Origin of the sequence: Tunicatimonas pelagia (assembly GCF_030506325.1) — a bacterium.
In the GTDB taxonomy this organism is placed as follows: domain Bacteria; phylum Bacteroidota; class Bacteroidia; order Cytophagales; family Cyclobacteriaceae; genus Tunicatimonas; species Tunicatimonas pelagia.
On sequence record NZ_CP120683.1, the window covers coordinates 1,181,849 to 1,205,707 of the forward strand.

The 23,859-nt window shown below is 43.6% G+C and carries 23 protein-coding genes and 1 tRNA gene; 12 read left to right on the forward strand and 12 right to left on the reverse strand.

Annotated elements, in window-relative coordinates; all coding sequences use genetic code 11:
- The first annotated feature begins 67 nt into the window (after positions 1–67).
- From P0M28_RS04830 to P0M28_RS04860, 7 genes are all read left to right on the forward strand, one after another.
- A complete protein-coding gene (locus P0M28_RS04830) occupies positions 68–355 on the forward strand; it encodes a helix-turn-helix domain-containing protein (RefSeq protein WP_302208415.1) in 288 nt (95 codons plus the stop codon).
- Complete coding sequence (locus P0M28_RS04835; protein ID WP_302208417.1) at positions 352–669, forward strand: helix-turn-helix domain-containing protein; 318 nt, start codon at positions 352–354, stop codon at positions 667–669. The genes P0M28_RS04830 and P0M28_RS04835 overlap by 4 nt, the downstream gene beginning before the upstream one ends.
- A complete protein-coding gene (locus P0M28_RS04840) occupies positions 669–1,535 on the forward strand; it encodes a helix-turn-helix domain-containing protein (protein WP_302208419.1) in 867 nt (288 codons plus the stop codon). The genes P0M28_RS04835 and P0M28_RS04840 overlap by 1 nt, the downstream gene beginning before the upstream one ends.
- Positions 1,441–2,184 (forward strand): hypothetical protein, encoded by a 744-nt coding sequence (locus P0M28_RS04845; protein WP_302208420.1) that lies wholly within the window; start codon positions 1,441–1,443, stop codon positions 2,182–2,184. The genes P0M28_RS04840 and P0M28_RS04845 overlap by 95 nt, the downstream gene beginning before the upstream one ends.
- Before the next feature lie 161 nt (positions 2,185–2,345).
- Complete coding sequence (locus tag P0M28_RS04850; RefSeq protein ID WP_302208422.1) at positions 2,346–2,825, forward strand: BfmA/BtgA family mobilization protein; 480 nt, start codon at positions 2,346–2,348, stop codon at positions 2,823–2,825.
- A 5-nt stretch (positions 2,826–2,830) separates the two neighbouring features.
- Entirely contained in the window at positions 2,831–3,826 is a 996-nt protein-coding gene (locus P0M28_RS04855; protein WP_302208424.1) for a DUF5712 family protein, read from the forward strand.
- 12 nt (positions 3,827–3,838) lie between these two features.
- The gene (locus P0M28_RS04860) at positions 3,839–5,707 is read left to right on the forward strand and encodes a type IV secretory system conjugative DNA transfer family protein (RefSeq protein ID WP_302208426.1); all 1,869 of its coding nucleotides are present in this window, start codon (positions 3,839–3,841) and stop codon (positions 5,705–5,707) included.
- 378 nt (positions 5,708–6,085) lie between these two features.
- On the opposite strand, the gene P0M28_RS04865 is transcribed toward P0M28_RS04860, so the two are convergent.
- The 4 genes from P0M28_RS04865 to mltG form a co-directional block, all read right to left on the reverse strand.
- Positions 6,086–7,351, reverse strand: a complete 1,266-nt coding sequence (locus P0M28_RS04865) for a site-specific integrase (RefSeq protein WP_302208428.1) — start codon at positions 7,349–7,351, stop codon at positions 6,086–6,088.
- Positions 7,352–7,565: 214 nt separating this feature from the next.
- Positions 7,566–7,650: transfer RNA gene (locus tag P0M28_RS04870), tRNA-Ser, on the reverse strand.
- Between the two features lie 80 nt (positions 7,651–7,730).
- The gene (locus P0M28_RS04875) at positions 7,731–8,138 is read right to left on the reverse strand and encodes an acyl-CoA thioesterase (RefSeq protein WP_302208430.1); all 408 of its coding nucleotides are present in this window, start codon (positions 8,136–8,138) and stop codon (positions 7,731–7,733) included.
- 3 nt (positions 8,139–8,141) lie between these two features.
- Positions 8,142–9,176, reverse strand: coding sequence for an endolytic transglycosylase MltG (gene mltG, locus P0M28_RS04880; RefSeq protein WP_302208432.1), 1,035 nt, complete (start codon positions 9,174–9,176; stop codon positions 8,142–8,144).
- 138 nt (positions 9,177–9,314) lie between these two features.
- Between mltG and P0M28_RS04885 the strand changes: the two genes are divergently transcribed.
- The 3 genes from P0M28_RS04885 (at position 9,315) to P0M28_RS04895 (ending at position 13,264) form a co-directional block, all read left to right on the forward strand.
- Positions 9,315–9,944, forward strand: coding sequence for an L-threonylcarbamoyladenylate synthase (locus tag P0M28_RS04885; protein WP_302208434.1), 630 nt, complete (start codon positions 9,315–9,317; stop codon positions 9,942–9,944).
- Between the two features lie 26 nt (positions 9,945–9,970).
- Entirely contained in the window at positions 9,971–10,606 is a 636-nt protein-coding gene (locus tag P0M28_RS04890; protein WP_302208436.1) for a WbqC family protein, read from the forward strand.
- A 114-nt stretch (positions 10,607–10,720) separates the two neighbouring features.
- Positions 10,721–13,264, forward strand: coding sequence for an ATP-dependent Clp protease ATP-binding subunit (locus P0M28_RS04895; protein ID WP_302208439.1), 2,544 nt, complete (start codon positions 10,721–10,723; stop codon positions 13,262–13,264).
- Between the two features lie 56 nt (positions 13,265–13,320).
- Here the strand turns inward: P0M28_RS04895 and P0M28_RS04900 are convergent, their stop codons facing one another.
- The 3 genes from P0M28_RS04900 to P0M28_RS04910 all read right to left on the reverse strand — a co-directional run bounded on the left by P0M28_RS04900 (position 13,321) and on the right by P0M28_RS04910 (position 16,990).
- Positions 13,321–15,414 (reverse strand): hypothetical protein, encoded by a 2,094-nt coding sequence (locus P0M28_RS04900; protein WP_302208441.1) that lies wholly within the window; start codon positions 15,412–15,414, stop codon positions 13,321–13,323.
- A gap of 196 nt (positions 15,415–15,610) precedes the next feature.
- Positions 15,611–16,357, reverse strand: a complete 747-nt coding sequence (gene fabG / locus P0M28_RS04905; protein WP_302208443.1) for a 3-oxoacyl-[acyl-carrier-protein] reductase — start codon at positions 16,355–16,357, stop codon at positions 15,611–15,613.
- A 150-nt stretch (positions 16,358–16,507) separates the two neighbouring features.
- On the reverse strand, positions 16,508–16,990 hold the full coding sequence (locus P0M28_RS04910) for a GAF domain-containing protein (protein ID WP_302208444.1): 483 nt from the start codon (positions 16,988–16,990) through the stop codon (positions 16,508–16,510).
- Between the two features lie 240 nt (positions 16,991–17,230).
- On the opposite strand from P0M28_RS04910, the gene P0M28_RS04915 reads away from it, so the two are divergent.
- Positions 17,231–17,629, forward strand: coding sequence for a DUF4174 domain-containing protein (locus P0M28_RS04915; protein WP_302208446.1), 399 nt, complete (start codon positions 17,231–17,233; stop codon positions 17,627–17,629).
- Here the strand turns inward: P0M28_RS04915 and P0M28_RS04920 are convergent.
- Both P0M28_RS04920 and P0M28_RS04925 read right to left on the reverse strand, forming a co-directional pair.
- Complete coding sequence (locus P0M28_RS04920) at positions 17,626–18,429, reverse strand: DUF3108 domain-containing protein (protein WP_302208448.1); 804 nt, start codon at positions 18,427–18,429, stop codon at positions 17,626–17,628. The genes P0M28_RS04915 and P0M28_RS04920 overlap by 4 nt on opposite strands.
- Before the next feature lie 332 nt (positions 18,430–18,761).
- Complete coding sequence (locus P0M28_RS04925) at positions 18,762–19,796, reverse strand: aminopeptidase (protein ID WP_302208450.1); 1,035 nt, start codon at positions 19,794–19,796, stop codon at positions 18,762–18,764.
- A gap of 235 nt (positions 19,797–20,031) precedes the next feature.
- Between P0M28_RS04925 and recA the strand changes: the two genes are divergently transcribed.
- The gene (recA, locus tag P0M28_RS04930) at positions 20,032–21,108 is read left to right on the forward strand and encodes a recombinase RecA (protein ID WP_302208451.1); all 1,077 of its coding nucleotides are present in this window, start codon (positions 20,032–20,034) and stop codon (positions 21,106–21,108) included.
- Between the two features lie 318 nt (positions 21,109–21,426).
- Here recA and P0M28_RS04935 read toward each other — a convergent pair whose 3' ends face one another.
- From P0M28_RS04935 to P0M28_RS04945, 3 genes are all read right to left on the reverse strand, one after another.
- Entirely contained in the window at positions 21,427–22,209 is a 783-nt protein-coding gene (locus tag P0M28_RS04935) for a hypothetical protein (RefSeq protein WP_302208454.1), read from the reverse strand.
- A 289-nt stretch (positions 22,210–22,498) separates the two neighbouring features.
- Positions 22,499–22,930, reverse strand: coding sequence for a hypothetical protein (locus tag P0M28_RS04940; protein WP_302208455.1), 432 nt, complete (start codon positions 22,928–22,930; stop codon positions 22,499–22,501).
- Between the two features lie 15 nt (positions 22,931–22,945).
- Complete coding sequence (locus P0M28_RS04945) at positions 22,946–23,851, reverse strand: hypothetical protein (protein WP_302208456.1); 906 nt, start codon at positions 23,849–23,851, stop codon at positions 22,946–22,948.
- Positions 23,852–23,859 lie beyond the last annotated feature (8 nt).

Genomic DNA, 23,859 nt, shown 5'->3' on the forward strand with positions numbered 1-23,859 from the left:
CTTACAACTGTTTTGGATTGCTGCTTTGCTGCATCTTTGGGGCATGTTTCACTTACCTACATAAGACATGCCAGCACATATTGTTACGACTGAAGACCTGATGGTTTTCAAAGAAGAGCTCTTGGATGAGCTAAAAAAAATACTCGCCCAAACCCATCCACCGGTTCAGCCCTGGCTACGTTCAGCGGAAGTCCGAGAGCGGCTCAACATCTCAGCCGCTACGCTACAAACGTTTCGTATCAATGGGGTGCTACCCTACAGTAAAATCGGCGGGATGCTGTTTTATCCCCAGGATGGTATTCAGCGGGTACTGGAAGAAAATTTAATCAATAACGCTAATCCTGTCTCCCGATGAGCCTCACTGCCAACCATCCCATTCAACTACCGGCCATCGTGTGGCAAAATAGTCACCTCTCGGCTTCAGCCAAACTGCTCTACGGCGAAATTGCTTACCTGTGCCGAGAAGAGGGTTATTGCCCACTCAGCTACACCTATTTCGCTGAACGCCATTACGTGACCTATAAAACAGTCAAAGCCTGGCTTGCCCAACTAGAAGAAGTAGGGCTTATTCGGATGCGCTACCATGCGTCAGGTCAGCAGCGATTGCTGTACTTGGAAAGCAACAAAGAAGACTCCATTAAAAACCAACTAACCGTTCCCTTTACCTGATGAAATATCCTACGTATCAGATTAACTTACCCGCCCAAATCCGACTAGACCGGACACTTTCCGCCCATGCCCGGTTACTGTACGGCGAAATCAAAGCCCTCTGTGACCAACAAGGCTACTGCTGGGCAAGTAACCAGTATTTAGCCCGGCTCTACGGGGTCCAGAAGGAAACGGTCTCGGTTTGGCTACGCCAACTTCGTAGGGGTGGATGGATAGAAATCCAGCTGGATACCAGCCAGGGAAACCTACGAAAAATCTACCTGACCCAACTCAAAAACGTCGCTACCCCCTCTAACGAAAAATCACAAGGGGGAGTGGGAGAAACCACAAGAGGTCTTATGAATACATCACCCCCCTCTTGTGATTCTATCGGTGCGAAACCACCCGCACTCCTTAGTAGTATTATTATCGATAAGAATGATCGAGTAGATAGTACCCCTCTTACGATTTTATCAGTGTCGGAAGAAAGGGAAAGCAAAGAAAAAAAGGGCAGTAGCGACGTAACCTCAGAGAAGCCACCCCCCCCATTCCGCTCGCCCCCCCTTCCCAGGAATAACGATATAGGGCGAGAGAACTTTACTAAGCCTATGGTTCAAGAAGTAGAAGCCTATATGCAACAGCAAACGGAACTTTGTCCTAATGCTTCAGTAGCAAAAGTTCAAGCATCTCGCTTCGTCAACTATTACCAGTCCAACGGCTGGAAGGTCGGTCGCCACCCGATGCAGGACTGGCAGGCGGCTGCTCGTAACTGGCTATTCAACCTTCAGGATTATGAAAAAACTCAGCGATCTTATCCCCAAAAATCATTCGCCAACCCTACCGAAGAATCCAGCGAGCGTCCGATGGACTACAGCATCCCGCTGTGAGGCTGACGTATCCGGTAATATTCAGGATTTTGACGAGATCTACCGTCGGTTCATCGTCAGTGCTCATCAGCAAGTACCCCAGTTTGTGGTTGATGAGATGAACAAACCGATAATCCAGAAGCTATTGGCGTACTTTTCGGCAAACTACTCCTCGTGTCAGACGCTGAACGTTGACCCCAAAAAAGGGCTGTTGCTAATGGGGCCGGTAGGCTGCGGAAAAACCACACTCATGAAACTCTGCTGGGATTTTTTCAATAAGCCTTTTCGTATCATGGCTTCTAGGAAGATTAGCCAGCAGTTCGCTCAGGAAGGTTACCCCGCTTTATTTCGCTATGGTTCACAGTCGTATCGCATCAAGCATTTGGGCTATGGGCCGATTGTGTACTACGATCAGCCCATCGCCTACTGCCTGGACGACGTGGGGGTAGAACCCTTCGCCAAGCACTTTGGTAATGACTGTAACGTGATCGCTGAAGTATTATTAGACCGCTACGAAGAGTTTGCGAGTCGCGGCTTGATTACACACCTGACCACCAACCTGGATACTCAAGCTTTCACTCAGCGCTATCATCAGCGAGTTCGCTCCCGGCTGCGGGAAATGTGCAACCTCATTGCTTTTCCTACTGAAATTCCCGACCGACGAAAATAGTTCATAAAAGCTTTTGGATAGCAAGAAGGAAGTTGACAAGTACCTATGCAACTCATTGATAGCCAATAAGATAGTGCAGAGGGCGATAGTTCATCAGTACCTCAGTCTTCTAAGTGACTGATTTTCAACACTTCCATCAGTACCCAACTAAGTACCTAACGATGTATTACAGTAAAAAAGTCAATGTTTCTGAGACGGGCCATCGCCGGATTGAACGGGAGGCCGAACGGCTCGGTGTGTCCCATAAGAACTACGTAGAAGCAGCTACCGCCTTCTTTGCCGAGCGGCAACTAGATCCTCATACGTACCAGCCCGAAGCCACCAAACAACTGCTGCAACAAGTAGTCGACCGCCTGTTCTCCTACTTGGTTCATCAGGAAAAACACCTGCTGCGAACGATCCTTTCCGAAGCAGCCAAAGCCCGCATTTTGGGGGAAGTCTCGGTCAATCACCTACTTCGTCTGCGAACGGAAGACCACGAAAGCTACCAGCAGCTCCAGCAGCAAGACCAGCAATACCTATCCGACCGTCTCCATCAAGTCCTAGACCAACTGGAGACTCGTGCTACTTCCCCACCTACATCAACTAGTTCATCCAATCCCCAGTACCCAAATCCCGATTCACGGCGGCCTAATACCTAGGAAACATGCACAGCAAAATTATCAATCCCACCCAGCACGGACGGTTTGTTTTCTCCAACCGGGGCTCTTGCCAAAAAACAATCACCTATCTGGGTCACGAAGTAGACGGGCAACCAGGCACTGCCCACTTTTTTAATCAAGACCAACAGGCAGTCACCGGGGAGGAAGTGCGGGAGGTCATTGATCGCAATGCTAAAGGATTGAGGTGTAACCAGGAAAAATTTTACTCGCTCGTGCTCTCACCCTCCTGTGAGGAAATTACTCACCTACAGAACGATCCTCAGAAGCTGAAAGCATTTACGGTTCAGGCGATGGAAAACTATGCCCGCAACTTTCGCTTTCCTCATCGTCCGGAAAAAAAGCTCACGTTAGCCGATCTCCACTGGTACGCCACGATTCATCAGACCCGAAAGGAAAAGAAGGGGGCAGAAAAAGGCACCTTGAAGACAGGTAATCAGGCCCATATTCACATACTGGTCAGTGCCCAGGATCAGCAGCGCAGCCTTCGGCTCAACCCCCGCAGCTACCGCAGTCGGTTTTCTATCCGTGATTGGCAACTAAAGAACGGTCAGGATTTCCAGCAGCTATTCAACTACCAAAAAGCCACGGTATCCGAAAAACTCACCCGTAATTTACCAACGAAAACCCAGCTGCGTCACCAAGCCCGTATCCGGGACAAGGTAGGCTACCTCAACCAGTACTTTGTGGGACACTGGAAACTAGACGAAAACACAGTACTACAGCTCGGGAAAGAACAACACTACGGCAAAGGCTTTTTCTTCCGCTTGCACCACTTGACTGAGTGTTATCAGCAGGGTAAACCCGTCAATGACCCCTACCGAATGCTAGTAACGGGCAAAGATGCCCCGCGAGTTCTACCCGAACTTACGCTTACGAAGCTAGGAAAACAAAGCCGGGGGATGGGGGCTGAGGCCAAAGAGGATATCGCTCAAAAGCGCAAGAAGAAGCATCGAGAATCCCAGCCCCAAGTAGAACGATAAAAGCTGACTGCTATGGTCCGACCTTTCGTAGAAGCCCTGTTCGTCGTGTTTATTACGTTGTCGCTACTGCTTGGGGTAGAGTATTACGTACTGGCTTTCCCCGATCAGCTACCCCTAGCTGCCGAAGGCTTACTAGATCGTTTCACCAACATAGTACAACGGCTTGGATTCGCCGGACGAATCTCGTGGCTGCTGACGTATGTAGGGCTCTGCCTTTCGTTAGCCGCTACAAACCACAACAACGCTTCAACAAAACGAAATATCCCCAGAATATACTTCCTACCAGTAATCATACTACTTATCGTAGCTTGTTACTACTTGCTTGGTGTTACTTCGTACCCTGCTACGACGATGAGTTGGCTTTACCCCGGAGCGGTCGTAAGTATTCTTATTCTACTACCAATAGGCCTAAAAGTGCTGCGTAGAAAAAGGATTAAGCACTTAGAACAATCCGAAGTAAGCAAGATCAATACGCCCGATAGTATTGTCATCCGTACCCGACGGGGCTACATAAACGTACCCAATCCTTACCGGGGCACATTGATTGTAGGTTCGTCGGGTTCGGGTAAGTCGGTGCTGGGCAATGCTTTCTTAGAACAGTTTGTCCAGAAGGGTTTCAGCGGAATAGTATACGACTTTAAGTTTCCGGTGCTGGCCAATATACTGAACACCGCTCTGCACTGCTACGGTATCGCTCACGGCTTACGTTACTATATCGTTAACTTCCGTAACCTTTCGCAATCCCACCGCTGTAATCCCTTAGCCCCCGAAAATATTCCAACGCTCTCTCATGCCGAGGAGTACGCCCAGGCGATCATCCAAAATTTGGATACCGCTACAATCAAACGACGCGACTTCTTTGCTTCTTCCGCCCAGACGTGGCTGACGGCCTTGATCTGGTTTTTCCGTTCGGAGCACCCACAGTATTGCACTTTGCCGCACGTGATTAACGCTGTGTTGTATCCCGACTATACCCACGTCATCAGTATGCTGGAAGCTAATCCCCAGAGTAGTGATCTGATTCGTAGTATTGCTACGGCTATTCGTAACAAAGCTGAAAAGCAATTAGCGGGAGTGATCGCTTCCTTGCAAATGATGGTCACCAAGCTTAACTCCCCCGAGATTGCCTGGGTCTTATCCGGGGACGATTTCACCCTGGACATTAATAACCCGGACCAACCGAAACTTCTTTGCCTAGGCTCCGATCCTGGTTTAGTAGATACCTTTAGCCCGGTGATCTCGCTAATCATGACCGTCGCCCTCAAACGCATGAACCAGGTGGGAAAACACCGTAGTTTTGTCCTACTGGACGAGGCACCTACCCTCTATATTCCCCGCTTTGAAATGATTCCAGCAACCGCTCGTAGTAACCGGATCGCTAGTGTCTACATGGTGCAAGACCTATCCCAGATGATCGACCGCTACGGTAAAGATAAAGCGGAAGTAATTATTGCTAACCTATCCAACCAGTTCTATGGGAAGGCCAGTTCGGTAGAAACCGCCCGAAGGGTGAGCGAGATGATTGGAAGGGAAGAGCGAAGCATCCAGAACCACTCCCGAGGGATGAGCCACGCTAGCCGAGGCGGACGGAACCTATCACAGAATATCAGTGTCAGTCAGCAGGAGCGCTTATTGATTAAACCGCAGGAAGTGATGCAACTCTCGCCGGGTGCGTTTGTGGGGCAAACGGTGGAAAGCACCATTCCCTATTTTCGGGCCCAGACCCGATGGAAAAAAGAGCCTACCACCTGTGGTATTACTTCCTTCACATCTTTAAACGATCAGAACGTATCGGCTAATTTTTCTAGCATTCGCCGCGAGGTGACTATGATTGTAAAACGCTATCCTAATATCTATCACCCTGATACTTCAGCCTCCTAATCGTGTGTATTAGAAGTAACAGAATCTAGTAACTGAATTGTCCTTTTGGACTTGAGTAAATTGTACAGATTTTCTAAGAGTGAGCTGCACATATGGAATACTAATGGGTACCGGGATAGATAATCATACCGTCGGTGCCACCAAATTATGTTAACTATCTGGAAACGAGTCGTTTTTCTAATGAACTCAGCACGTTATTCGGAATAACCAATCCTTTCCAGCAATACTTTTTTAACTGGTGGTAAATTGTAACTTAATAGCGAAAGTTACCAGATAGAATTACCGCTTTGCTGAGATAACTTTTACCAAATACAATCAATATGTTCTCAAAAGGCCAATATCTAAACTATGTTGTTTGATCAATATCCATTACCTTGACTACAATGCTTCATTAGAGTAAGGACGTTTCTTACTTTCCATTTTATTTTTTAATGCTTTCATATCTGCACTAACTTTTTTCTCAACAACTTTAGCATAAATTTGGGTAGTACGCAGATTTTTGTGCCCTAGCATAGAGCTTACTGATTCAATAGGTACGCCATTTGTAAGCGTAACAGTAGTGGCAAAGGTATGCCGGGCAATATGGAAAGTTAGCTTTTTATTGATGCCACAAACATCCGCAATTTCTTTTAAGTAAGCGTTAAGTTTTTGGTTGGTAATTACTGGTAGTAGTTGTTTTCCATTCATCACCTCGGCATAATCTTCATACTTTTCCAAGATTTCTAACGCAGGGGACAATAAGGGTACATTAGAAGAAACACCGGTTTTTCTACGCGCCGTAAATAGCCAGTACTCGCCATCAATCCCTCGTGAAATATCGGAAGAGCTGAGTTTGAACACATCAGCATAGGCTAACCCAGTGTAGCAACAAAACACAAAAACATCCCTAACGTGAGTAAGCCGTTCAGATGAAAACCGTTTAGCCATAATCCGGTCTAACTCGTCTTGCGTTAAGTAGTCTCGTTTTACTTCCCTCAAACTGCATTTATACGCTAAAAACGGATCGCGATCTAACCAACCATTGACCACGGCAATACGAATAATTTTCTTGAAATTCCTTAGGTATTTACTAGCTGTGTTATGACTATTCCCTCGAACCGTTTTAAGGAAAAATTCATAATCGGTGATAAAACTATATTGAAGCTCTGAGAAGTAAATGTCGTCACGATTGTACTTATGCTTTAAAAATTCTTTGGTTAGCTTCAGGGAGGTTTGGTAACGTTCAAGAGTCCCAGTAGCGTATTCCTTACCTACTTGCGCTCGCATGTCCTCATTATGTTGCTGAAAGATTTGAAGCAAGCTATACTCCAGACTCCCTTTTCCCAAGAAAGTATTTTTAACTACCTCAGCAGTAACTATACGCTGATGTTCAGTCAAATCATAGTAGATAGCCTTTACCTTATTTCTTACATTACTGAGAACCATGTTGATAGTACGAGCATCCTCCTTGTTTCCACGCACACTTCCGGTGTTTACATTCCAACGATCAGATTCTATTTTCTGACCAGTGCTAATCTCCGCTCGCTCTCTATTTATAGTAACCCTGGCATAAATAGGCGCCTTCCCTGTTTTATCGGCTTTACCACGTTTTATCCAAAATATAACACTAAAAGATTGATGCATTGTTTCTGTTTTTTTGGTCACCTTCAGATTAATCCTTCAATTAAAGATACCATCAAAATAATGCATAAACAAGCTATTTTAGCTTATTCGGTGCCCTACTAAGAAATTGAGAAATAGGGCACCGAATGGGGCTCATAAGTTTGGAGAAAAAATGAATAATATGATTACCTTAAAAAAGAAAAACCCCTCAAATCCTAAAATTTAAAGGGTTTTAGTGTTGTATGAATGTAAGATGCAGAGAGTGAGGGATTCGAACCCCCGGACCCGTGAAGGTCTCCGGTTTTCAAGACCGGCGCGTTCGACCACTCCGCCAACTCTCTAGGTAAAATAGCCGTATTATTAATGCGACCGCAAACTTAGTATTTCCTCTGGAAACATGCAATAAACATACGGGAAGATTTCAGGTGAAATACGGTTTCAGTAACTCTAACATTACCTGCGGTGGGCGGCAAGGGCGTTTGGTATCAGCGTTCATAAAAGCCAGCACCGTTTTACCCGAATGAACCAACGCTCTACCTTCTGCCCTAAACTCATAATCAAAAGTAATTTTTACCGATGGCATTTTAGCTAGAATAACTTTTATGGTTAGCAGATCATCGTAAAGAACGGGCTGATGGTAATAAGAGTGATTTTCTAGCACAGGCATCATTACCCCACTCTCTTCCAGCTTTCGATAGCTCATACCTAAATGACGCAGGGCTTCTACCCGAGCTACTTCATAATACGAAGCGTAGTTTCCGTAGTAAACATAACCCATCTGGTCGGTTTCACCGTAGCGCACCCGGACTTGTGTAGTATGCTGATACATCGATTAGTTATAGATACCAGCCTGACCTAATGCTCGTTGGTAGCGACGAGCATTGGCTAAGTGCGCCGTGAGGTTTGTAGCAAAATTATGATAGCCTGAAAAATCTTCTTTGGCACACATATACAAGTAATTATGGTCTTCGTAGTTTAAAACAGCATCAATCGCGCTGATTGACGGCACGCGGATGGGTCCCGGCGGCAATCCGGTATACCTATAAGTGTTATAAGGTGAGTCTATTTCTTTATGCTTATTCAATACTCGCTTAATGGTAAAATCGCCAGCGGCGTACACTAGTGTAGGATCAGCTTGAAGAGCAATGTTACGTTGCAAACGGTTCAAATAAAGTCCAGCTACTTTGGGAGCCTCATCCGGCTTATTGGTTTCTGATTCTACAATGGAGGCTAAGATAGAGACTTCCCGCGGAGTCATATTCAGCGAGTCGGCCTGGTTCGCCCGCTGTTCACTCCAGAAGTTCTCGTACTCCTGATAAAACCGCTCAAATAGTTCTTCTGCTGAGGTTGTCCAGTAAAACTGATACGTATTAGGCAGAAACATAGCCATTATGTTTTCAGTCGTAAAGCCGTATTCCTTTACAAAATTTTCATTGTTAAGAAGTGCTAAAAATACTTCTTCGTCGGCCTCCAGGTTTTCGCACAATCGCTGAGCCAATTCTGGCTTCAGTCGCACATTGTTAAACGTGACATTCACGGGCTCTTGCCGACCGGAGCGTAACTGGCGAATAGCGGCCAGATTCGACATATCGGCCTTCAGCAAGTAACGCCCCGGTTTTAGGTATTGATCGTACTCCATTACCTTGGCCAACACGCTAAAAGAAAGTAAATCTTTTACGTAATCTTCTTCGTGTAGCCTATCCTGTATTTCATCAAAGGTAGCTTCCGTTGGTATCAGTAAAATTCGATCTGACTGATCGGTCAGCACATTAGGAGTATATACCATTTGGTAGGCATAAAATGAAAATGATACTAACAGCATTGAGCCTACCACAATAAGCAGCGCCAGCAGTTTCGGTCTTTTCATGTATGGTAAAAATTAGTAATTTGCTGGTAAAATTAGAATTTACTTCTAACGTTTGCCCAGTATCTGGCTTTTTTGTAACATCGTTCTTACTAAGAAAAGTTTTTACCCTACGTTCAATTTTTTTAATGTACCACATAAATGAAAGCATCCCTTCTGAAAATCAACCCACTATATCCTGAAAATAAAAAACTAGCCAAAGTGGCCGAAGTTCTACAACAAGGCGGACTGGTTATTTACCCTACTGATACCATTTATGCTCTGGGGTGTAGCCTGCTCAATCCGGAAGCTATTGAGCGCCTGTGCTATATCAAAGGAGTAGATCCTCAAAAAAACCAGTTTTCGTTTCTTTGCCAAAATATCAGCCAGGTTTCGGAGTACTCTAAAAATATTCCTACTCCAATTTTCAAAATGATGAACAAGGCTCTGCCTGGCCCTTACACCTTTATACTGCCCTCTAGCAAATACGTACCTAAAAAAATTGATAGCAAACGTAAAACAATCGGGGTTCGTGTAACCGATCATGCCATTCCTCAGCAGCTAGTAGAGCGGTTAGGAAACCCACTGATTACCACATCAGTACACGATGAAGATGAGATTGTTGCGTACGCTACTGATCCTGCTTTAATTTATGAGCGTTTTGCCGATCAGGTAGATTTGATTGTTGATGGTGGCACGGGAAATAACGTAGCTTCTACCGTAGTAGACTGTACGAATAATGAACCTACCGTGATTCGGCAGGGACTGGGCGACACTGCTTTATTGGTGTAACTGGTGGTAGCTTTACCCACGTAGTGTTGGATCAATCGGTACTGATAGAAAGTCATTATTTTCCTTGTATCGAATATTTTTCTCTGCTGCGGGCAGGGGGTAAAATATGGATTGATACTGATGAATTGTACGTAAAGCAATCGTACCGCAATCGCTGCTATATTTTGGGGCCGAACAAAATACAAGCACTCAGCGTACCCATACATAGAGGTAGCGGGAAGATACCTACCCGAGACGTAAGAATAGCGAATGAGAACCGGTGGCAAAACAACCACTGGAGAAGTTTAGCATCGGCCTACGGCAAGGCTCCGTTTTTTGCGTTTTTCGCCGACGATATCCGAGCCACCTTATACCAACCTTTTACCTACTTAATTGATCTTAATCTCGCACTACTGACAAAATGTCTGGAATTGCTCATGTGGAACACGGAGGTAGAGTTTTGGTCGTATCAAGCACTTCCCGCAACTAGTAGCACTATATCCGACCAGCGAGGGGTAATTTTGGGTAAGAGTCAAGTGTCGGGAAATAGTCAATTTATGCCATTAAGGTACATACAAGCCTTTGGCAAAGACTTTGTACCGAATTTAAGCATCATAGATTTGTTATTTTGTGAAGGCCCTCATGCCGACAATGTTATTCGACGTTCAATATCCGAAAGGTGAACAAATGCTAAGAGCCACTTGTTGTTTTCTAAGCATATATATCTATCTTGCTATTGAGGGTTTTGGCTCGAGGGGACACACCCATTTTACCATTTAATTCCAAGGAGTAAGCTTATGGAAGCTAAATTTTCAAATAGAGTTAAGGAAGTTATTTCGCTCAGTCGGGAAGAGGCCCTCCGACTGGGGCACGATTATATTGGCACTGAACACCTACTGTTAGGAATGATTCGCGAGGGGGAAGGCGTAGCGGTAAGCTTGCTGAAGAAGTTAGGGGTGTCTTTAGATGAACTACGTACTGCCGTTGAGCAGGCCACCAAAGGAACGGCTACCGGTAATGTGAAAAACCTAGCCAACATTCCTCTGACCCGACAGTCAGAGAAAGTACTAAAGATCACGTATCTGGAAGCAAAAATTTTCAAAAGTCAACTGATTGGCACGGAGCACCTGCTCCTCTCCATTCTGCGCGATGAAGATAATATTGCTACCCAGATTTTAGAGAAGTTTGATGTTAACTACGACGTTGTGAAAGAACTATTAGAATACCAATCCGATACTCCGGTAGCCGGACCCGATACTGACGATGGCGATGAAGATTCTGGTCGCATCTTCGGTGGTGGTGGTTCAGGCTCTAGCCGAGAATCTAAAGGCTCCGAGAAATCCCGCACCCCGGTGCTAGACAACTTCGGACGCGATTTAACCAAATTGGCAGAGGATGATAAACTTGATCCTATCGTTGGCCGAGATAAAGAAATTGAGCGAGTAGCTCAGATTTTAAGTCGCCGTAAGAAAAACAACCCTATTTTAATTGGTGAGCCGGGCGTAGGTAAAACGGCCATCGCCGAAGGCTTGGCTCTACGCATTGTCCAGAAGAAAGTATCCCGTGTACTGTTTAACAAACGAGTGGTTACACTGGATCTGGCTTCACTGGTAGCCGGAACCAAGTACCGCGGTCAGTTTGAGGAGCGAATGAAGGCGGTTATGAATGAGATTGAAAAGTCACCCGATGTAATTTTGTTCATTGATGAGTTGCATACTATTGTGGGAGCTGGGGGAGCTTCGGGTTCGCTAGATGCTTCCAACATGTTTAAACCAGCACTAGCGCGGGGCGAAATTCAATGTATCGGTGCTACTACCTTAGATGAGTACCGCCAGTACATTGAGAAAGATGGGGCTTTGGCTCGACGCTTCCAGGTAGTGATGGTGGATGCCACCACTCCAGAAGAGACCATGCAGATTCTGGATAATATTAAAGATAAGTACGAAAACCATCACCACGTAGAGTACACCCCAGAGGCGCTAGAAGCCTGTGTGCAACTCTCTGACCGTTATATTAGCGATCGTTTCTTACCCGACAAAGCTATTGATGTGATGGACGAGGCCGGAGCAAGGGTGCATATCAATAATATCCACGTGCCTGATGAGATTGTGAAGCTGGAAGAGGCGATTGAGAACATCAAAGTGGAGAAAAACCGAGTAGTAAAGAGTCAGAAGTACGAAGAAGCAGCTCAACTGCGCGACCGAGAGAAAAAGCTGATTGACCAACTTGAGTCAGCCAAGCGCAAGTGGGAAGATGAAACCCGCACGCGCCGCTATACGGTAGATGAAGAAAATGTGGCGGAAGTAATTGCCATGATGACGGGAATTCCGACCAAGCGAGTAGCTCAGAACGAAAGCCAGAAGCTACTGGGAATGAACGAACAGCTTACCGGTAGAGTAATTGGCCAAGAAGAGGCTATCAAAAAGCTGACTAAAGCGATTCAGCGCACCCGAGTCGGTCTGAAAGACCCACAAAAACCGATAGGATCATTTGTTTTTCTTGGCCCTACTGGCGTTGGAAAAACTGAATTAGCGAAAGTGCTGGCGACTTATCTGTTTGACAAGGAAGAAGCTTTGATTCGCATTGATATGAGTGAGTATATGGAGAAATTCTCGGTATCTCGCCTAGTTGGTGCGCCTCCCGGCTACGTAGGTTACGAAGAAGGTGGGCAGCTTACTGAAAAAGTACGCCGTAAGCCTTACAGCGTGGTGCTACTGGATGAGATTGAGAAGGCTCACCCTGATGTGTTCAATATCCTGCTACAAGTGCTAGATGATGGAATTCTGACCGATGGCTTAGGTCGCCGGGTCGATTTTCGTAATACGATTATCATCATGACTTCCAATATTGGTGCCCGCGACCTGAAAGACTTCGGAGCAGGTATTGGTTTCTCAACCAAAGCCAAAGAGGAAAGCATCGATGACATTATGAAATCAACGATTCAGAACGCCCTAAAGAAAACGTTCAGCCCTGAATTTCTAAATCGTTTGGACGATGTGATTGTCTTTAACTCACTGAAGCGAGAAGACATTCATAAGATTATTGACATTACACTTAATAAGCTATTCGCTCGAATCATGGCACTGGGCTATAAAGTAGACTTAACCGAAAAGGCTAAGGACTTTTTAGCAGATAAGGGCTATGATCCTCAGTACGGTGCTCGTCCGCTAAACCGGGCCATTCAAAAGTACTTGGAAGACGCCGTAGCGGAAGAAATTCTTAAAGGAGAGATTGAAATGGAAGATACAATCTTGGCCGACTATAGTGGCGAAGGTGAAGAGCTTTCGCTTAGTCTGAAAAAGAAGAAGACTCCCAAAGAGAAGAAGACCGACAGTAAGTAATTCTTATCGGCGTATAATTTGAAATTTAAGAAGGGCATCAAATCGGTGCCCTTTTTTTAGTAACTACCCATATACTTTCGGATACTCCATTCGGCAGCTACCAACAGCAGCAGTAAGAAAAACAGCCACTTTAGATTAATAATCGGAAGAAAAGCCTCGCTAGTATAAATCTTACTTTGCAATTTCTGGTTCTGAAATACTTCGCTAATGGCACCCAACTTCTCCGCCGTAGTAAACTTCCCTCCGCTAGTTTGGGCTAACTCACGCAGCAAGTTATGGTTAGCGGTTAAATTCAGCGTTTCGATTTCCAGGCGTCGCACACTAAACTCACCACTGCTGGTTAGCTGCTCATCGTTCAGATTGACACTCGCCTGATAGCTGTAGATGCCTTCGGGTAGATTACCGATGCGATACTGGGTGTTATTTTCGTTGGTAACGTAACTAAAATTGCGTTCTTCGCCGTCCTCACCCGTTAGGCTAAGACTGACTGATTGGCCGTAAACTTCCTCGTAAATATCGTTGTAGATTTCGGTTTCAAACACAATCGGCTCAGTATCTTCAAACTCATTGCGTACCGGATAAACCTTAAACCTTCGCTTATCCTCTTTTGCTGATAAAAATTGAATTAGCTTGGTGAAGAAAGCATTGAATGCTTGAGTGTTTTCGTTTTTAGCGTACTCCTGTAGCCTCCACTGCCAAACGCCATCTGCCAACAAAACCGCCTGCTTTTTATCTTCTATTTCTCCAGTGACTAATAAAGGCTGGCTGGTCTTCACATTACCTACCTGACGATACAGCAAAGAAGTATTTTCACCCTTAAAATTTATTTGGCCAAACGGCACTTTAAGCGGAATAAAACCCTCAATAATCGTTTGATAGTCATTCTCAAGCTGGAAACCATTGAAGCTCGCGTTAAAAAGGGGACGTACTTCATCAGTTTCATTATTTTGGCGGATAATTTCCAGCAGCCCATTCGATCGGTTAAACATCGGAATGTTACTCTGCCCCCCCACAATGTACCACAGGGCGTTGGCATCCTGCACTAACTGATTCAATTGAGTATCGTTTAGCCCTCGCCCGGGTAATTGATGAAGAATTACCAAGTCAAACTTACTGTTGGCTACTGTGGACGGATTCCAAGCTGATAATCCCAAAATAGCTGTCTCAACTTCATAATTTTTATTTTGCTCAATGGCGAGCTTTAATGCTTTAATATCTGGATGCGGCGACTGAGCCACCAGCAGAATTGATTCTTTACCCTCAATAATTTCTATGTAAGCATGGCTCACATTATTCTCCGAAGTAAACTCCGCTTCAATATTTTCTACCGCCACCACGTAGTGACTCATTCCTTCTTCGGCAGCTTCCAGCAAAAATTCAACGCTGGTTATTCCCCGGTCTTGGTTGAAGGTTATCTGCTCATTGGCTATGGTTTTCCCTTGGTAGTTTACCGACACGGCTACTGACTCTCCGCTAAAACCGGTATTGCTTATTTCGGCTACCAACGGAAATTTATTTCCCTGATAGGCAATTTTATTGAAATACAGGTTGCTTACTTTCAAATCTTGCTTAGGTACTGTGTCACCAACTCCAATGGTGTGTAGCCGGAACGGGTAAGATGCGTAAGCGGGCGAGATACCTTCATTATAAATACCATCCGTCACTAGCACTACCGATGCTAAGTTTCTGCCTTCGTACTCAGTTTCAATATCCGACAACAATCCTTCTATATCGCTACGCTGTTCCGAAAAGGCAATATTTTCCAGCGCATCGCTTGACGAAAAACTTCTGGTTTCTACCTGATAGTCTTGCTGCTGTATTTCATTTTGTAAAGCCGCGACTTCCGGTATCCACTGCCCACTGTCCCCCACTGACTGAATTGAGGCCGAGTTATCCACCGCAAATACAACAATTGGCTCTTCAATGGTATTACGAATTTGCTTGATGAACGGCCCTACAATTAGCAAACACAACAGTGTTACCAACACAAATCTAAGTCCGGCGAGTACGTAGTTAATCGTTTTGCCCCAAGAGACTGTACCGAGCTTTCTACCTTTCAGATACAATAGAAGCGCGTAAGCTATACCAACTAGCAAGCTAGGAACAATAAGCCAAGGCGAATTATCAAACAGGAGTTGAATCTTTTGCATGTATCATTTTGTGGTAAGAGTATGATGCGATTCTGCTTTTTCCGTAACGAAGAAGCGAGACTGAAAGTGTTATGGTGTTATGGTGTTATGGTGTTATGGTGTTATGGTGTTATGGTGTTATGGTGTTATGGTGTTATGGTGTTAATTTACTGAACTTTGAACTTTAAAACTCAAAACAACTGCACTCTAACACTAATTAGGTGAGCATTCCTCCGTCTACCTGTAGCACTTGACCGGTAATGTACGTCGACATATCCGAAGCCAAAAATAAAGCGCAATCTGCCACATCATCAGGCGAGCCACCTCGCTTGAGAGGAATGGCATCGCGCCAGCTTTGCACTGTCTTTTCATCTAGCTTATCGGTCATTTCGGTTTCTATGAAGCCAGGAGCAATGGCATTACTACGAATGTTCCGTGAACCCAGCTCCAACGCTACCGATTTGGTGAAACCAATAATTCCTGCTTTGGAAGCGGCATAATTGGCCTGTCCGGCATTTCCTTTTATGCCCACTACCGAGGTTAGATTGATGATTGAACCACTTTTTTGCTTGAGAAAAGTACGCAGTGCGGCTTTTACCGTATTGTAAACTGATTTCAGGTTTACGTCAATTACCTTATCCCACATTTCCTCATTCATCCGCATCAGCAGCGTATCTTGGGTAATACCCGCGTTGTTAATTAGTATATCTAATGAGCCAAGATCAGCAACTACGCTATTGATTAGTTGCTCGGCAGCACTAAAGTCGGAAGCATCAGAGCGGTATCCTTTTGCCTTTATTCCGTATTCACCTAACTCTTTTTCTAGGGTCTCCCCTTTCTCTACACTCGACAGATACGTAAACGCAACATTAGCACCCTGTTCGGCAAACTTTTGGGCAATGGCATAGCCAATACCGCGCGATGCTCCGGTAACCAAAGCAGTTTTTCCAGATAGTAATTTCATAAGGATCAATTGTTAGGTTTTAATTTCTTCAAACTTAACGAATTAATCGGAGGAGCGATGCAGGAAAGGGCTAAAACAAAGAACCGCCAGCGTTGCTATAGGGCAATCACTGACGGTAACAGCTTGGTTTGGTAGTAAGCTGTGTTATTTCTATAGTACTTCTTCAATGAGATGCATTACCTGTTGCAAGTTGCGCTTATCCAACTCAGTGAAATTGTGGAGGTGGTGGCTGTTAATATTCAGAATGAGCACAACCTCTCCTCTTGAGTAGGCGGGCAAGGCTATTTCTGATTTATCGTATTCGTTAAGCGAAATGTGCCCCGCGTATTCTTCCACATCTGCTACCATTACGGTACATTCTTGCGCGAAAGCCATTCCGCAGATCCCTTCCTCTTTCCGAATTCTAGTTCTCGCCGCTGGACCTTGAAACGGACCTAGTATCAATTCTTCATCTTTTACAAAGTAAAAACCAGTCCAGGAGAAATTCATACCTTGATGAAGGATTGCTGCAATATTCCCAAGATTAGCAACTAAGTCGTTCTCATTGTAGACAATATCACGGATTTGCTGAAGAAGCGCATTGTACTGCTGTTGTTTCGTATCAGCTTGCGGTGGAGCGTAAGTATTGAGCATAACCATGAGAACTAGATTATTTATTCTATCAAATATTTATTACTACTTTGCTTATCGTTTATATATTATAAACATAATTATTTATTACAAAGGTACCATAAAAGTCATATTTGTCAAATTTTTATTTAAAAAATTATAAAATAACCGTTTTTATTCTCTATTAGTTAAAATACCGATGTAATATATAATCAGCATATGCGATCTTTTTCAATAATTTTTTCAATTTTATTTCTTTTCTCTATGAAACTTGCTACCCAAGATGTTTCAGTATTAGATCAATACCGCTGGGAAAACCGGATACTGCTGCTCTTTGCCGATACCGAAGAATCAGTCATTTACAAAGACCAGTTACAAACGCTTGAAAGAGAAAAGTCTGAAATGGATGACCGTGACCTTTTGGTATTTAAGGTCTTCCCCCAGAAGGTCATTACTCCGGAAGGTAAAGTCATGGGCGAAGAAATAGCCACTCAATTGCGTCAGAAGTACCGAACCCAGAACAATACATACGCTGTAGTGCTGATTGGAAAAGATGGCGGACAAAAGCTAAACCAAAGCAGCTTATTGAGCACTGAAAAGCTGTTCGGCATTATTGATCAGATGCCAATGCGACGGAGAGAAATGAAGGATAAGTCTGACTAGTTACGCAGGTTTTGCATTTCTTTAATATCGACCTCAATAGCCCCAATTGCCAGCTTGGCTTTAATTTTAAGGGGCACTTTGTTGCTATCGTCTGATATCCACACCTTCACCGGATCTTTGCTGTTCTCAAAAAAAGAGTTTTCAGGTAGAGAAGGAGCTACTATAATGGCGTTAATTTTACCAACCTTGGTTCGAAGAAGTTCTCGACCAATAATCTTCACTTCAATATTGTAGATTTCTTCGTCGAAAAACCCTTCAATAGGAATCACATCGCCTTTTTCGTAATCGCTATAATCTAGCGTACGAAGAAAGTAGTATCCTCCTACAATATCTACTACATTGTTTGGTACTGGATAGCGCTCACGTTCCTTTACGGCTAAGGTTTGCTTATCAAGCTTTAGCACCGTTGCCATATCGTTTTCATGGTCAAAATTCACCATTTCATTCTTACGGTAGCCACCTTCTTGAATGTAACGATACGACTGCATGGGGAGAATTGACGTAGTATCTACGTACGCCCCAAAGTTATCACGAACACTATACAATACATCAGCTAGCCCTGTGGTATTGCCAAATACGTCAATTTTATAGCAAGAGCGGCCGTTAATATCGTAGTAGCCATCATGTACTTGCATAATAGCTTCAGCCGCACTAATAAAGCCGAAATGTATGCGGTATTTCAGTATTTCTCCGGTACCAAAACTCTCGTTCGTAACATTACGGAAAGCCCCTGATCCCGCGTACTGTAATGCTGTTGTTATAAAAGCGACGCCAGCTAGTATCAACCAATATTTTTTCATGCTACCTAGGTGTTGTTAGATTTTAAGAGAAAAAATCATGCAAAACTGGTACGCTACACTATATTTTCTAATCATATATACGCATAAATCAGGCCTCCGTTAGCTTTTAATACTAGACCTCTGTACATAAACGTACATTTTCTGCCCGAAAGTGTACAGTTACTCTACTAATAACTGGCTGATCTGCCCATTTCAGCGACTGGCATACTTGTTGAACTTTTACTAGCGAAACGCATTAACCCAACTTACTCACTTGACACGTTTTAGTTTGATTTGAGCATATCACTAAGAGCCGCTTGTACAACATCGGCTCTTTTTTATGATTATCTTGGTTAGTCGTACTTTTCTTGCAGATAGGCTAAGTACTGGCTAATATCACCCGAAAACTGCTCTGTTAATTCGTTCTTTAAATCATCAATATTCCGGCGGTAGCGCACGTATGATTTAAAAAACGTATTATTCGGAAGCTTGTCCGAAGTTTTAAGTTTATCTCTCACCTTCTGGTACTGACTAGTTATAAGATTGAGTGTGTCAGTAGTGGCTACTATCTTTTGAATTAGCATTTCTTTCTTACTAAGCTTGGCTTCTTTTGGCAAATCTTCAGAAAAGGATCGGTACAGACTATCCAACTGCTTCGTTCCCCGCAGCATGTGGTTGGTGTATGTTCGGCGATCCTCTAGGTAGCGAGCATACTCTTGCACTTCAACTGATTCGGCACCATACTTATGAGACAAGAAAACAAGCGCACCCTGATCACCAATGAGTGAAGCAATATTTTCGTTTAGCTGTAGATTATCCTTTACGAAAATAGTGCCGTGCGTGAGTTCGTGAATAATAGTGTTAGCCACTCGCCCCTCGGTTCTGAATAGCAGTTGCGATAAAATAGGATCATCAAAAAAACCCAGCGTACTCCACGCACTCACTGTTCTGATACCCGTATCTAACCCTTGGTTAGCTAGTTCTTCTTTTTCTAGTAGTGCTTTTTGGTAATCAAAAAAACCTTTGTAGGAAAACGTGCCCAGCAGCGGGAATTTCCACTTGCGGTCTTCTAAAGAGAATGGTTCAGTAGCGGTAATCACCCACAGTATTGGCTTGCCTTTCTGATCGTACACACTGCCGTAGCTACCCGAATTATTTACTCCCAAACTATCAATGGCGAATTGCTTTACTTCCTGCACCAACTGCACTTTTTGCTTTAGCGAATCAGCTACTTGCGGATCAGCTAATAATTCATCAATCGGGCGGGCATTCCACAGCACTTTTATCTGACCTTTGGCTTGCATAATTCCGTAACTCACCAACTCACGCTGCCAAATGAGTACTATCGCCAGCACTGCTACCAATCCAATGAATATTTTTTTTATCATATCCCCTAAGTTTTCTGAGCCCTATTTTTAATGTATCTTTGAGTAGCGATTTCTACTGCCTTTTGTATACGTTTGACTATCAACAGCTTACTAATTAGCTGCTGGTAAAATTCTCATCAAATTTACGAATAGTTAGAAACTCTGTATCTAAATGTTGCGTTCTTATTTTACGTAATATTCTTGCAATAAATACTTATAAAAAGTATATTTGTCTATCAACCATAATCACTAATTTATGAGCGATCAAACAGAAAAGTTAAAAGCCCTTCAACTAACCATTGATAAACTGGATAAAACCTACGGTAAAGGCACCGTAATGAAGCTAAGCGACGATCGGGTAGAAGATATTCCGGCCATCCCTACCGGTTCACTTGGCTTAGACATTGCGTTAGGGGTAGGCGGAGTTCCCCGGGGTCGGGTAGTAGAAATTTACGGCCCAGAATCCTCTGGTAAAACCACTTTAGCCATGCACTGTATTGCTGAGGCTCAGAAAGCGGGCGGTATTGCCGCTATTGTGGATGCCGAACACGCCTTTGACCGAGGCTATGCTCAAAAGTTAGGAATAGATACTGAGAACTTGTTAATCTCTCAACCCGACAATGGAGAGCAAGCTCTGGAGATTGCGGAACACCTAATTCGTTCCGGGGCGATTGATATTATTGTGATAGACTCAGTAGCTGCCTTGGTTCCTCGGGGCGAACTGGAAGGCGAGATGGGGGATAGTAAAATGGGATTGCAAGCCCGCCTTATGTCGCAAGCCCTCCGAAAACTCACTGGTGCTATTAACAAGACGAAGTGTACCTGTATTTTCATTAACCAGTTACGAGAGAAAATTGGGGTAATGTTCGGAAATCCGGAAACTACTACTGGAGGTAACGCACTAAAATTCTACGCATCCGTTCGCTTAGATATTCGTCGTATTGGTCAGATTAAAGAAAATGCTGACAATATCACTGGTAACCGTACCCGCGTGAAAGTGGTGAAGAATAAAGTCGCTCCTCCGTTTAAGGTGGTAGAGTTTGATATTATGTACGGCGAAGGAATTTCTAAAGTAGGTGAAATCCTTGATTTAGGGGTAGAGATGGAAATTGTCAAAAAGTCAGGTTCCTGGTTCTCCTACGACAGTGAAAAACTCGGGCAAGGGCGAGATGCGGTAAAACGCATTCTACTAGATAACCCCGAACTAATGGGTGAAATCGAGCTAAAAATTAGAAACAAGATAAACGGCGTGGAAGATAACCCAGAAGATATTGGTGCTGATACTGCCGAGTTAGCTGATGCTGCCGCAGCTTCCTCTAACGGAAAAAAATAGCTCTGATCTTAAAAGTAAGAATAAAGAAACCGCACACAAGCGGTTTTTTTATTCTCTTTACTCTATCAGGTAGAGTAAATTAGTGGGTCAGAGAACATAAGCAGCAAGCTGAGCTTCGGGCGAAAGAAAGAAGAAGATTAAAACAGTTGCTTTCGTAAATTATCACGCTTTTCAATAAAGAATAAGAACCATACCAAGTGTTTATTAGCTACTAAAATTGGTAGAGACCGGGTTAGAATATACAACCATTATGTATGATATACATCCTGATAAAAAGCCTGTAGTAAAAAATAGCGCTCTTTTCGTAATTCTTTTGTATTAATTGCGCTGATGAATAAAATTATTAGCATAGGTAATAACCGTGGTAATAGACTCTGCTCGCCCCTGTAGCTCAATCTGCTCAACGAATACGCGCAGATAGTCATCTTGGGCCATCGCTTCTATAAAGAGCGAATAGTCAGCAAGCACCATCAGGCGAGCAGCAACGATAGCCGTAGCTTTTAAGCTAAAAAAGCTATATAGGTCATTTGAGTAACCCTCTTTAATGGCATAACTGCTTAGAATTAGCTGAAGCAGTTCATCCTGCTCTACAACAGAAAGTTTTTGGAGAAATATGTTCTGAGCAAGGATGGCTTCGTAGAGTGCTAACTCTAACGTAAATTTCCCGATATCGATATCCGTAGTGAATTCATTGACACAATGGGGACTCATCTGTTTGTATCGTTGTAGCATAACTTTGCCAGCATCGGGTCGTTGCTGTAACTCCTGTAGCCCTCCAAATATCTCCCCAACACTATCTATCCCTTGTTGCAAGGTAGTCCATGCAAGCACGTTTTCTAGCAAAGGGTACGTTAGCCACGTCTCTAATAGTCCTTCGGTAGAAATGATCTGTAGCACGGAGTCGGGTACCTGGGTTACAGCATACTTCTCAGCTCCGGTTTGTATAGCAACCCACTCTGGTGTTCCGGGAAGGACCGGATAAATATAAGTATCTAAGTCTGCGGGTGGCTCGTACAGAACACAGTCGGGAACAACTTCTTCCTCTTGGCACGATAGAAATATAGTAGCAATACAAAAAAAGAGAAAGCACAGACGTATCACTATTCGTTCAGAAATGGTTGAGCTTTTACAACAACGTCATCAATTACTTTCGTATCAGCCAACATGAAAAGAGAAGAAAATTTATGCATAGATTAGAAAGTTGGTGTATGCCTACTCGATTATAAAATTTTTTGGCTTTTTCTTCTAAACAGACAGTTTCATAAATATCTGATAGCTAGTACATTGACCCATTCCTCCCGTAAAACCTGTCCACTTACACTGAGCTACTCACTAATTTAATGCAAAAAGCCTCATATAGAGGCTTTTCAAATGGATTTCTTGTTAGGATTTAACGTTTAAATCCCAGAACCGCTCCCCCACAGTGGCTTTGCGACCCCTCAAAGGTAAACGTGATGTAGTAAATACCCGTAGCATTGCAAGGGTAAATAATACCTTTGTTGAAGTTACCGTTTGCAAAGCTAGTTCCTACCTTCTTACGGTTAGAGTCATACAGACTTACTACAATTCCGTCGGTTTGATCCCCGGGGGCACAGATGTTAAGGAAATATTGAGTGCCTTTGGCAAAAACATACGAGTATTCTACCTTATCTTTCGCACCACCTTCACCATTTACTTCGTAACTTTTCACAAAGTTAAAACCATCGGCTAACTGAGGAATACAAGCTTCCGTATGGACGGATGGATCGCACTGAGCACTTGCTAGCGGCACATTCAAAAATAAACCTAGTACTATGCTCAATACACCTGCTATAGCTTTCATATATTTGCGTGGCATTTATTGTATGATATAATCTCGGATAGAAGAGGTAATACGAGAAATTTCAGCAACATTCTCATCAGTAATATTAATAGTGGTTGTACTATTATTTGAAATAGTCACAATACCATTTACCTCTTCAAGCGTTGACTCGGCGTATGTTTGCGTGATTTCGATGCTATCGAACTGAGCCTGTAACTCAGCCATTTTATCGTATAGCTCTTTAATGTTAGGATTACTCTCACTGTAGAACGATAGTAGCAACATGATATTCTCCAAAATAATCTTCTGCTCACCAATACGCTCCTTCAGCTCCTCATTATTCATGTTCCGCTCAGTCACCTGACAGATAATATGAAGTGCTTCTAGCCACCCACCGGTTAGTAGCAGCACACTTAAATTGGCCCGCTGTTGCTCTTGCAAGGAAGCGTTGATACTATTAAAATTCTTAGTTGTAATAAGAAGTAAGGAATCAAGGTTACGGCTATTGGTTGCCAGCCGACGAATTACTCCAAAATCAAAGAATTGACCAATACTTAAACCGTTAGCTAAATCCCGAATAGCAGTAAGGTATTCAAAAGCATCTTGGTTTTGCTCGTAAATGTTGGTGTAGCCTAGGTCAGTACCGTAAACACCTAAATTAAGAGCCTTCTGAAAATTACTATTATAATTAGCGAGATTGTCGGTACCATTCAGTAGCTCAACATCGTAGTTAGTGCCTGACTCTTTAAGAAGTACTGCAATTTCCAGAGGAGAAGGAATTTGCTGAAGAATACTCTCCAATACCTCTTCCGAAATCACAGTAGTGTTCTCCTCAGTAGTCTCAAGACTATCGAGAAATGCCTGTTCATCTATTTTTGATCCTGAATCACAAGACCAACATAGAATCAATCCGGCACCAATCAGTAGAGATAATTTTTTCATGCAAATTT

What these genes read in the sequence shown, in the direction of transcription:
- P0M28_RS04900 (WP_302208441.1), bottom strand. Translation starts at nt 15,414, where the DNA reads ATGCAAAAGATTCAACTCCTGTTTGATAATTCGCCTTGGCTTATTGTT.
- P0M28_RS04840 (WP_302208419.1), top strand. Translation starts at nt 669, where the DNA reads ATGAAATATCCTACGTATCAGATTAACTTACCCGCCCAAATCCGACTA.
- P0M28_RS04940 (WP_302208455.1), bottom strand. Translation starts at nt 22,930, where the DNA reads ATGAAAGCTATAGCAGGTGTATTGAGCATAGTACTAGGTTTATTTTTG.
- P0M28_RS04855 (WP_302208424.1), top strand. Translation starts at nt 2,831, where the DNA reads ATGCACAGCAAAATTATCAATCCCACCCAGCACGGACGGTTTGTTTTC.
- recA (WP_302208451.1), top strand. Translation starts at nt 20,032, where the DNA reads ATGAGCGATCAAACAGAAAAGTTAAAAGCCCTTCAACTAACCATTGAT.
- P0M28_RS04885 (WP_302208434.1), top strand. Translation starts at nt 9,315, where the DNA reads ATGAAAGCATCCCTTCTGAAAATCAACCCACTATATCCTGAAAATAAA.
- P0M28_RS04835 (WP_302208417.1), top strand. Translation starts at nt 352, where the DNA reads ATGAGCCTCACTGCCAACCATCCCATTCAACTACCGGCCATCGTGTGG.
- P0M28_RS04920 (WP_302208448.1), bottom strand. Translation starts at nt 18,429, where the DNA reads ATGAAAAAATATTGGTTGATACTAGCTGGCGTCGCTTTTATAACAACA.
- P0M28_RS04925 (WP_302208450.1), bottom strand. Translation starts at nt 19,796, where the DNA reads ATGATAAAAAAAATATTCATTGGATTGGTAGCAGTGCTGGCGATAGTA.
- P0M28_RS04875 (WP_302208430.1), bottom strand. Translation starts at nt 8,138, where the DNA reads ATGTATCAGCATACTACACAAGTCCGGGTGCGCTACGGTGAAACCGAC.
- mltG (WP_302208432.1), bottom strand. Translation starts at nt 9,176, where the DNA reads ATGAAAAGACCGAAACTGCTGGCGCTGCTTATTGTGGTAGGCTCAATG.
- P0M28_RS04830 (WP_302208415.1), top strand. Translation starts at nt 68, where the DNA reads ATGCCAGCACATATTGTTACGACTGAAGACCTGATGGTTTTCAAAGAA.
- P0M28_RS04845 (WP_302208420.1), top strand. Translation starts at nt 1,441, where the DNA reads ATGAAAAAACTCAGCGATCTTATCCCCAAAAATCATTCGCCAACCCTA.
- fabG (WP_302208443.1), bottom strand. Translation starts at nt 16,357, where the DNA reads ATGAAATTACTATCTGGAAAAACTGCTTTGGTTACCGGAGCATCGCGC.
- P0M28_RS04910 (WP_302208444.1), bottom strand. Translation starts at nt 16,990, where the DNA reads ATGCTCAATACTTACGCTCCACCGCAAGCTGATACGAAACAACAGCAG.
- P0M28_RS04860 (WP_302208426.1), top strand. Translation starts at nt 3,839, where the DNA reads ATGGTCCGACCTTTCGTAGAAGCCCTGTTCGTCGTGTTTATTACGTTG.
- P0M28_RS04895 (WP_302208439.1), top strand. Translation starts at nt 10,721, where the DNA reads ATGGAAGCTAAATTTTCAAATAGAGTTAAGGAAGTTATTTCGCTCAGT.
- P0M28_RS04915 (WP_302208446.1), top strand. Translation starts at nt 17,231, where the DNA reads ATGAAACTTGCTACCCAAGATGTTTCAGTATTAGATCAATACCGCTGG.
- P0M28_RS04850 (WP_302208422.1), top strand. Translation starts at nt 2,346, where the DNA reads ATGTATTACAGTAAAAAAGTCAATGTTTCTGAGACGGGCCATCGCCGG.
- P0M28_RS04945 (WP_302208456.1), bottom strand. Translation starts at nt 23,851, where the DNA reads ATGAAAAAATTATCTCTACTGATTGGTGCCGGATTGATTCTATGTTGG.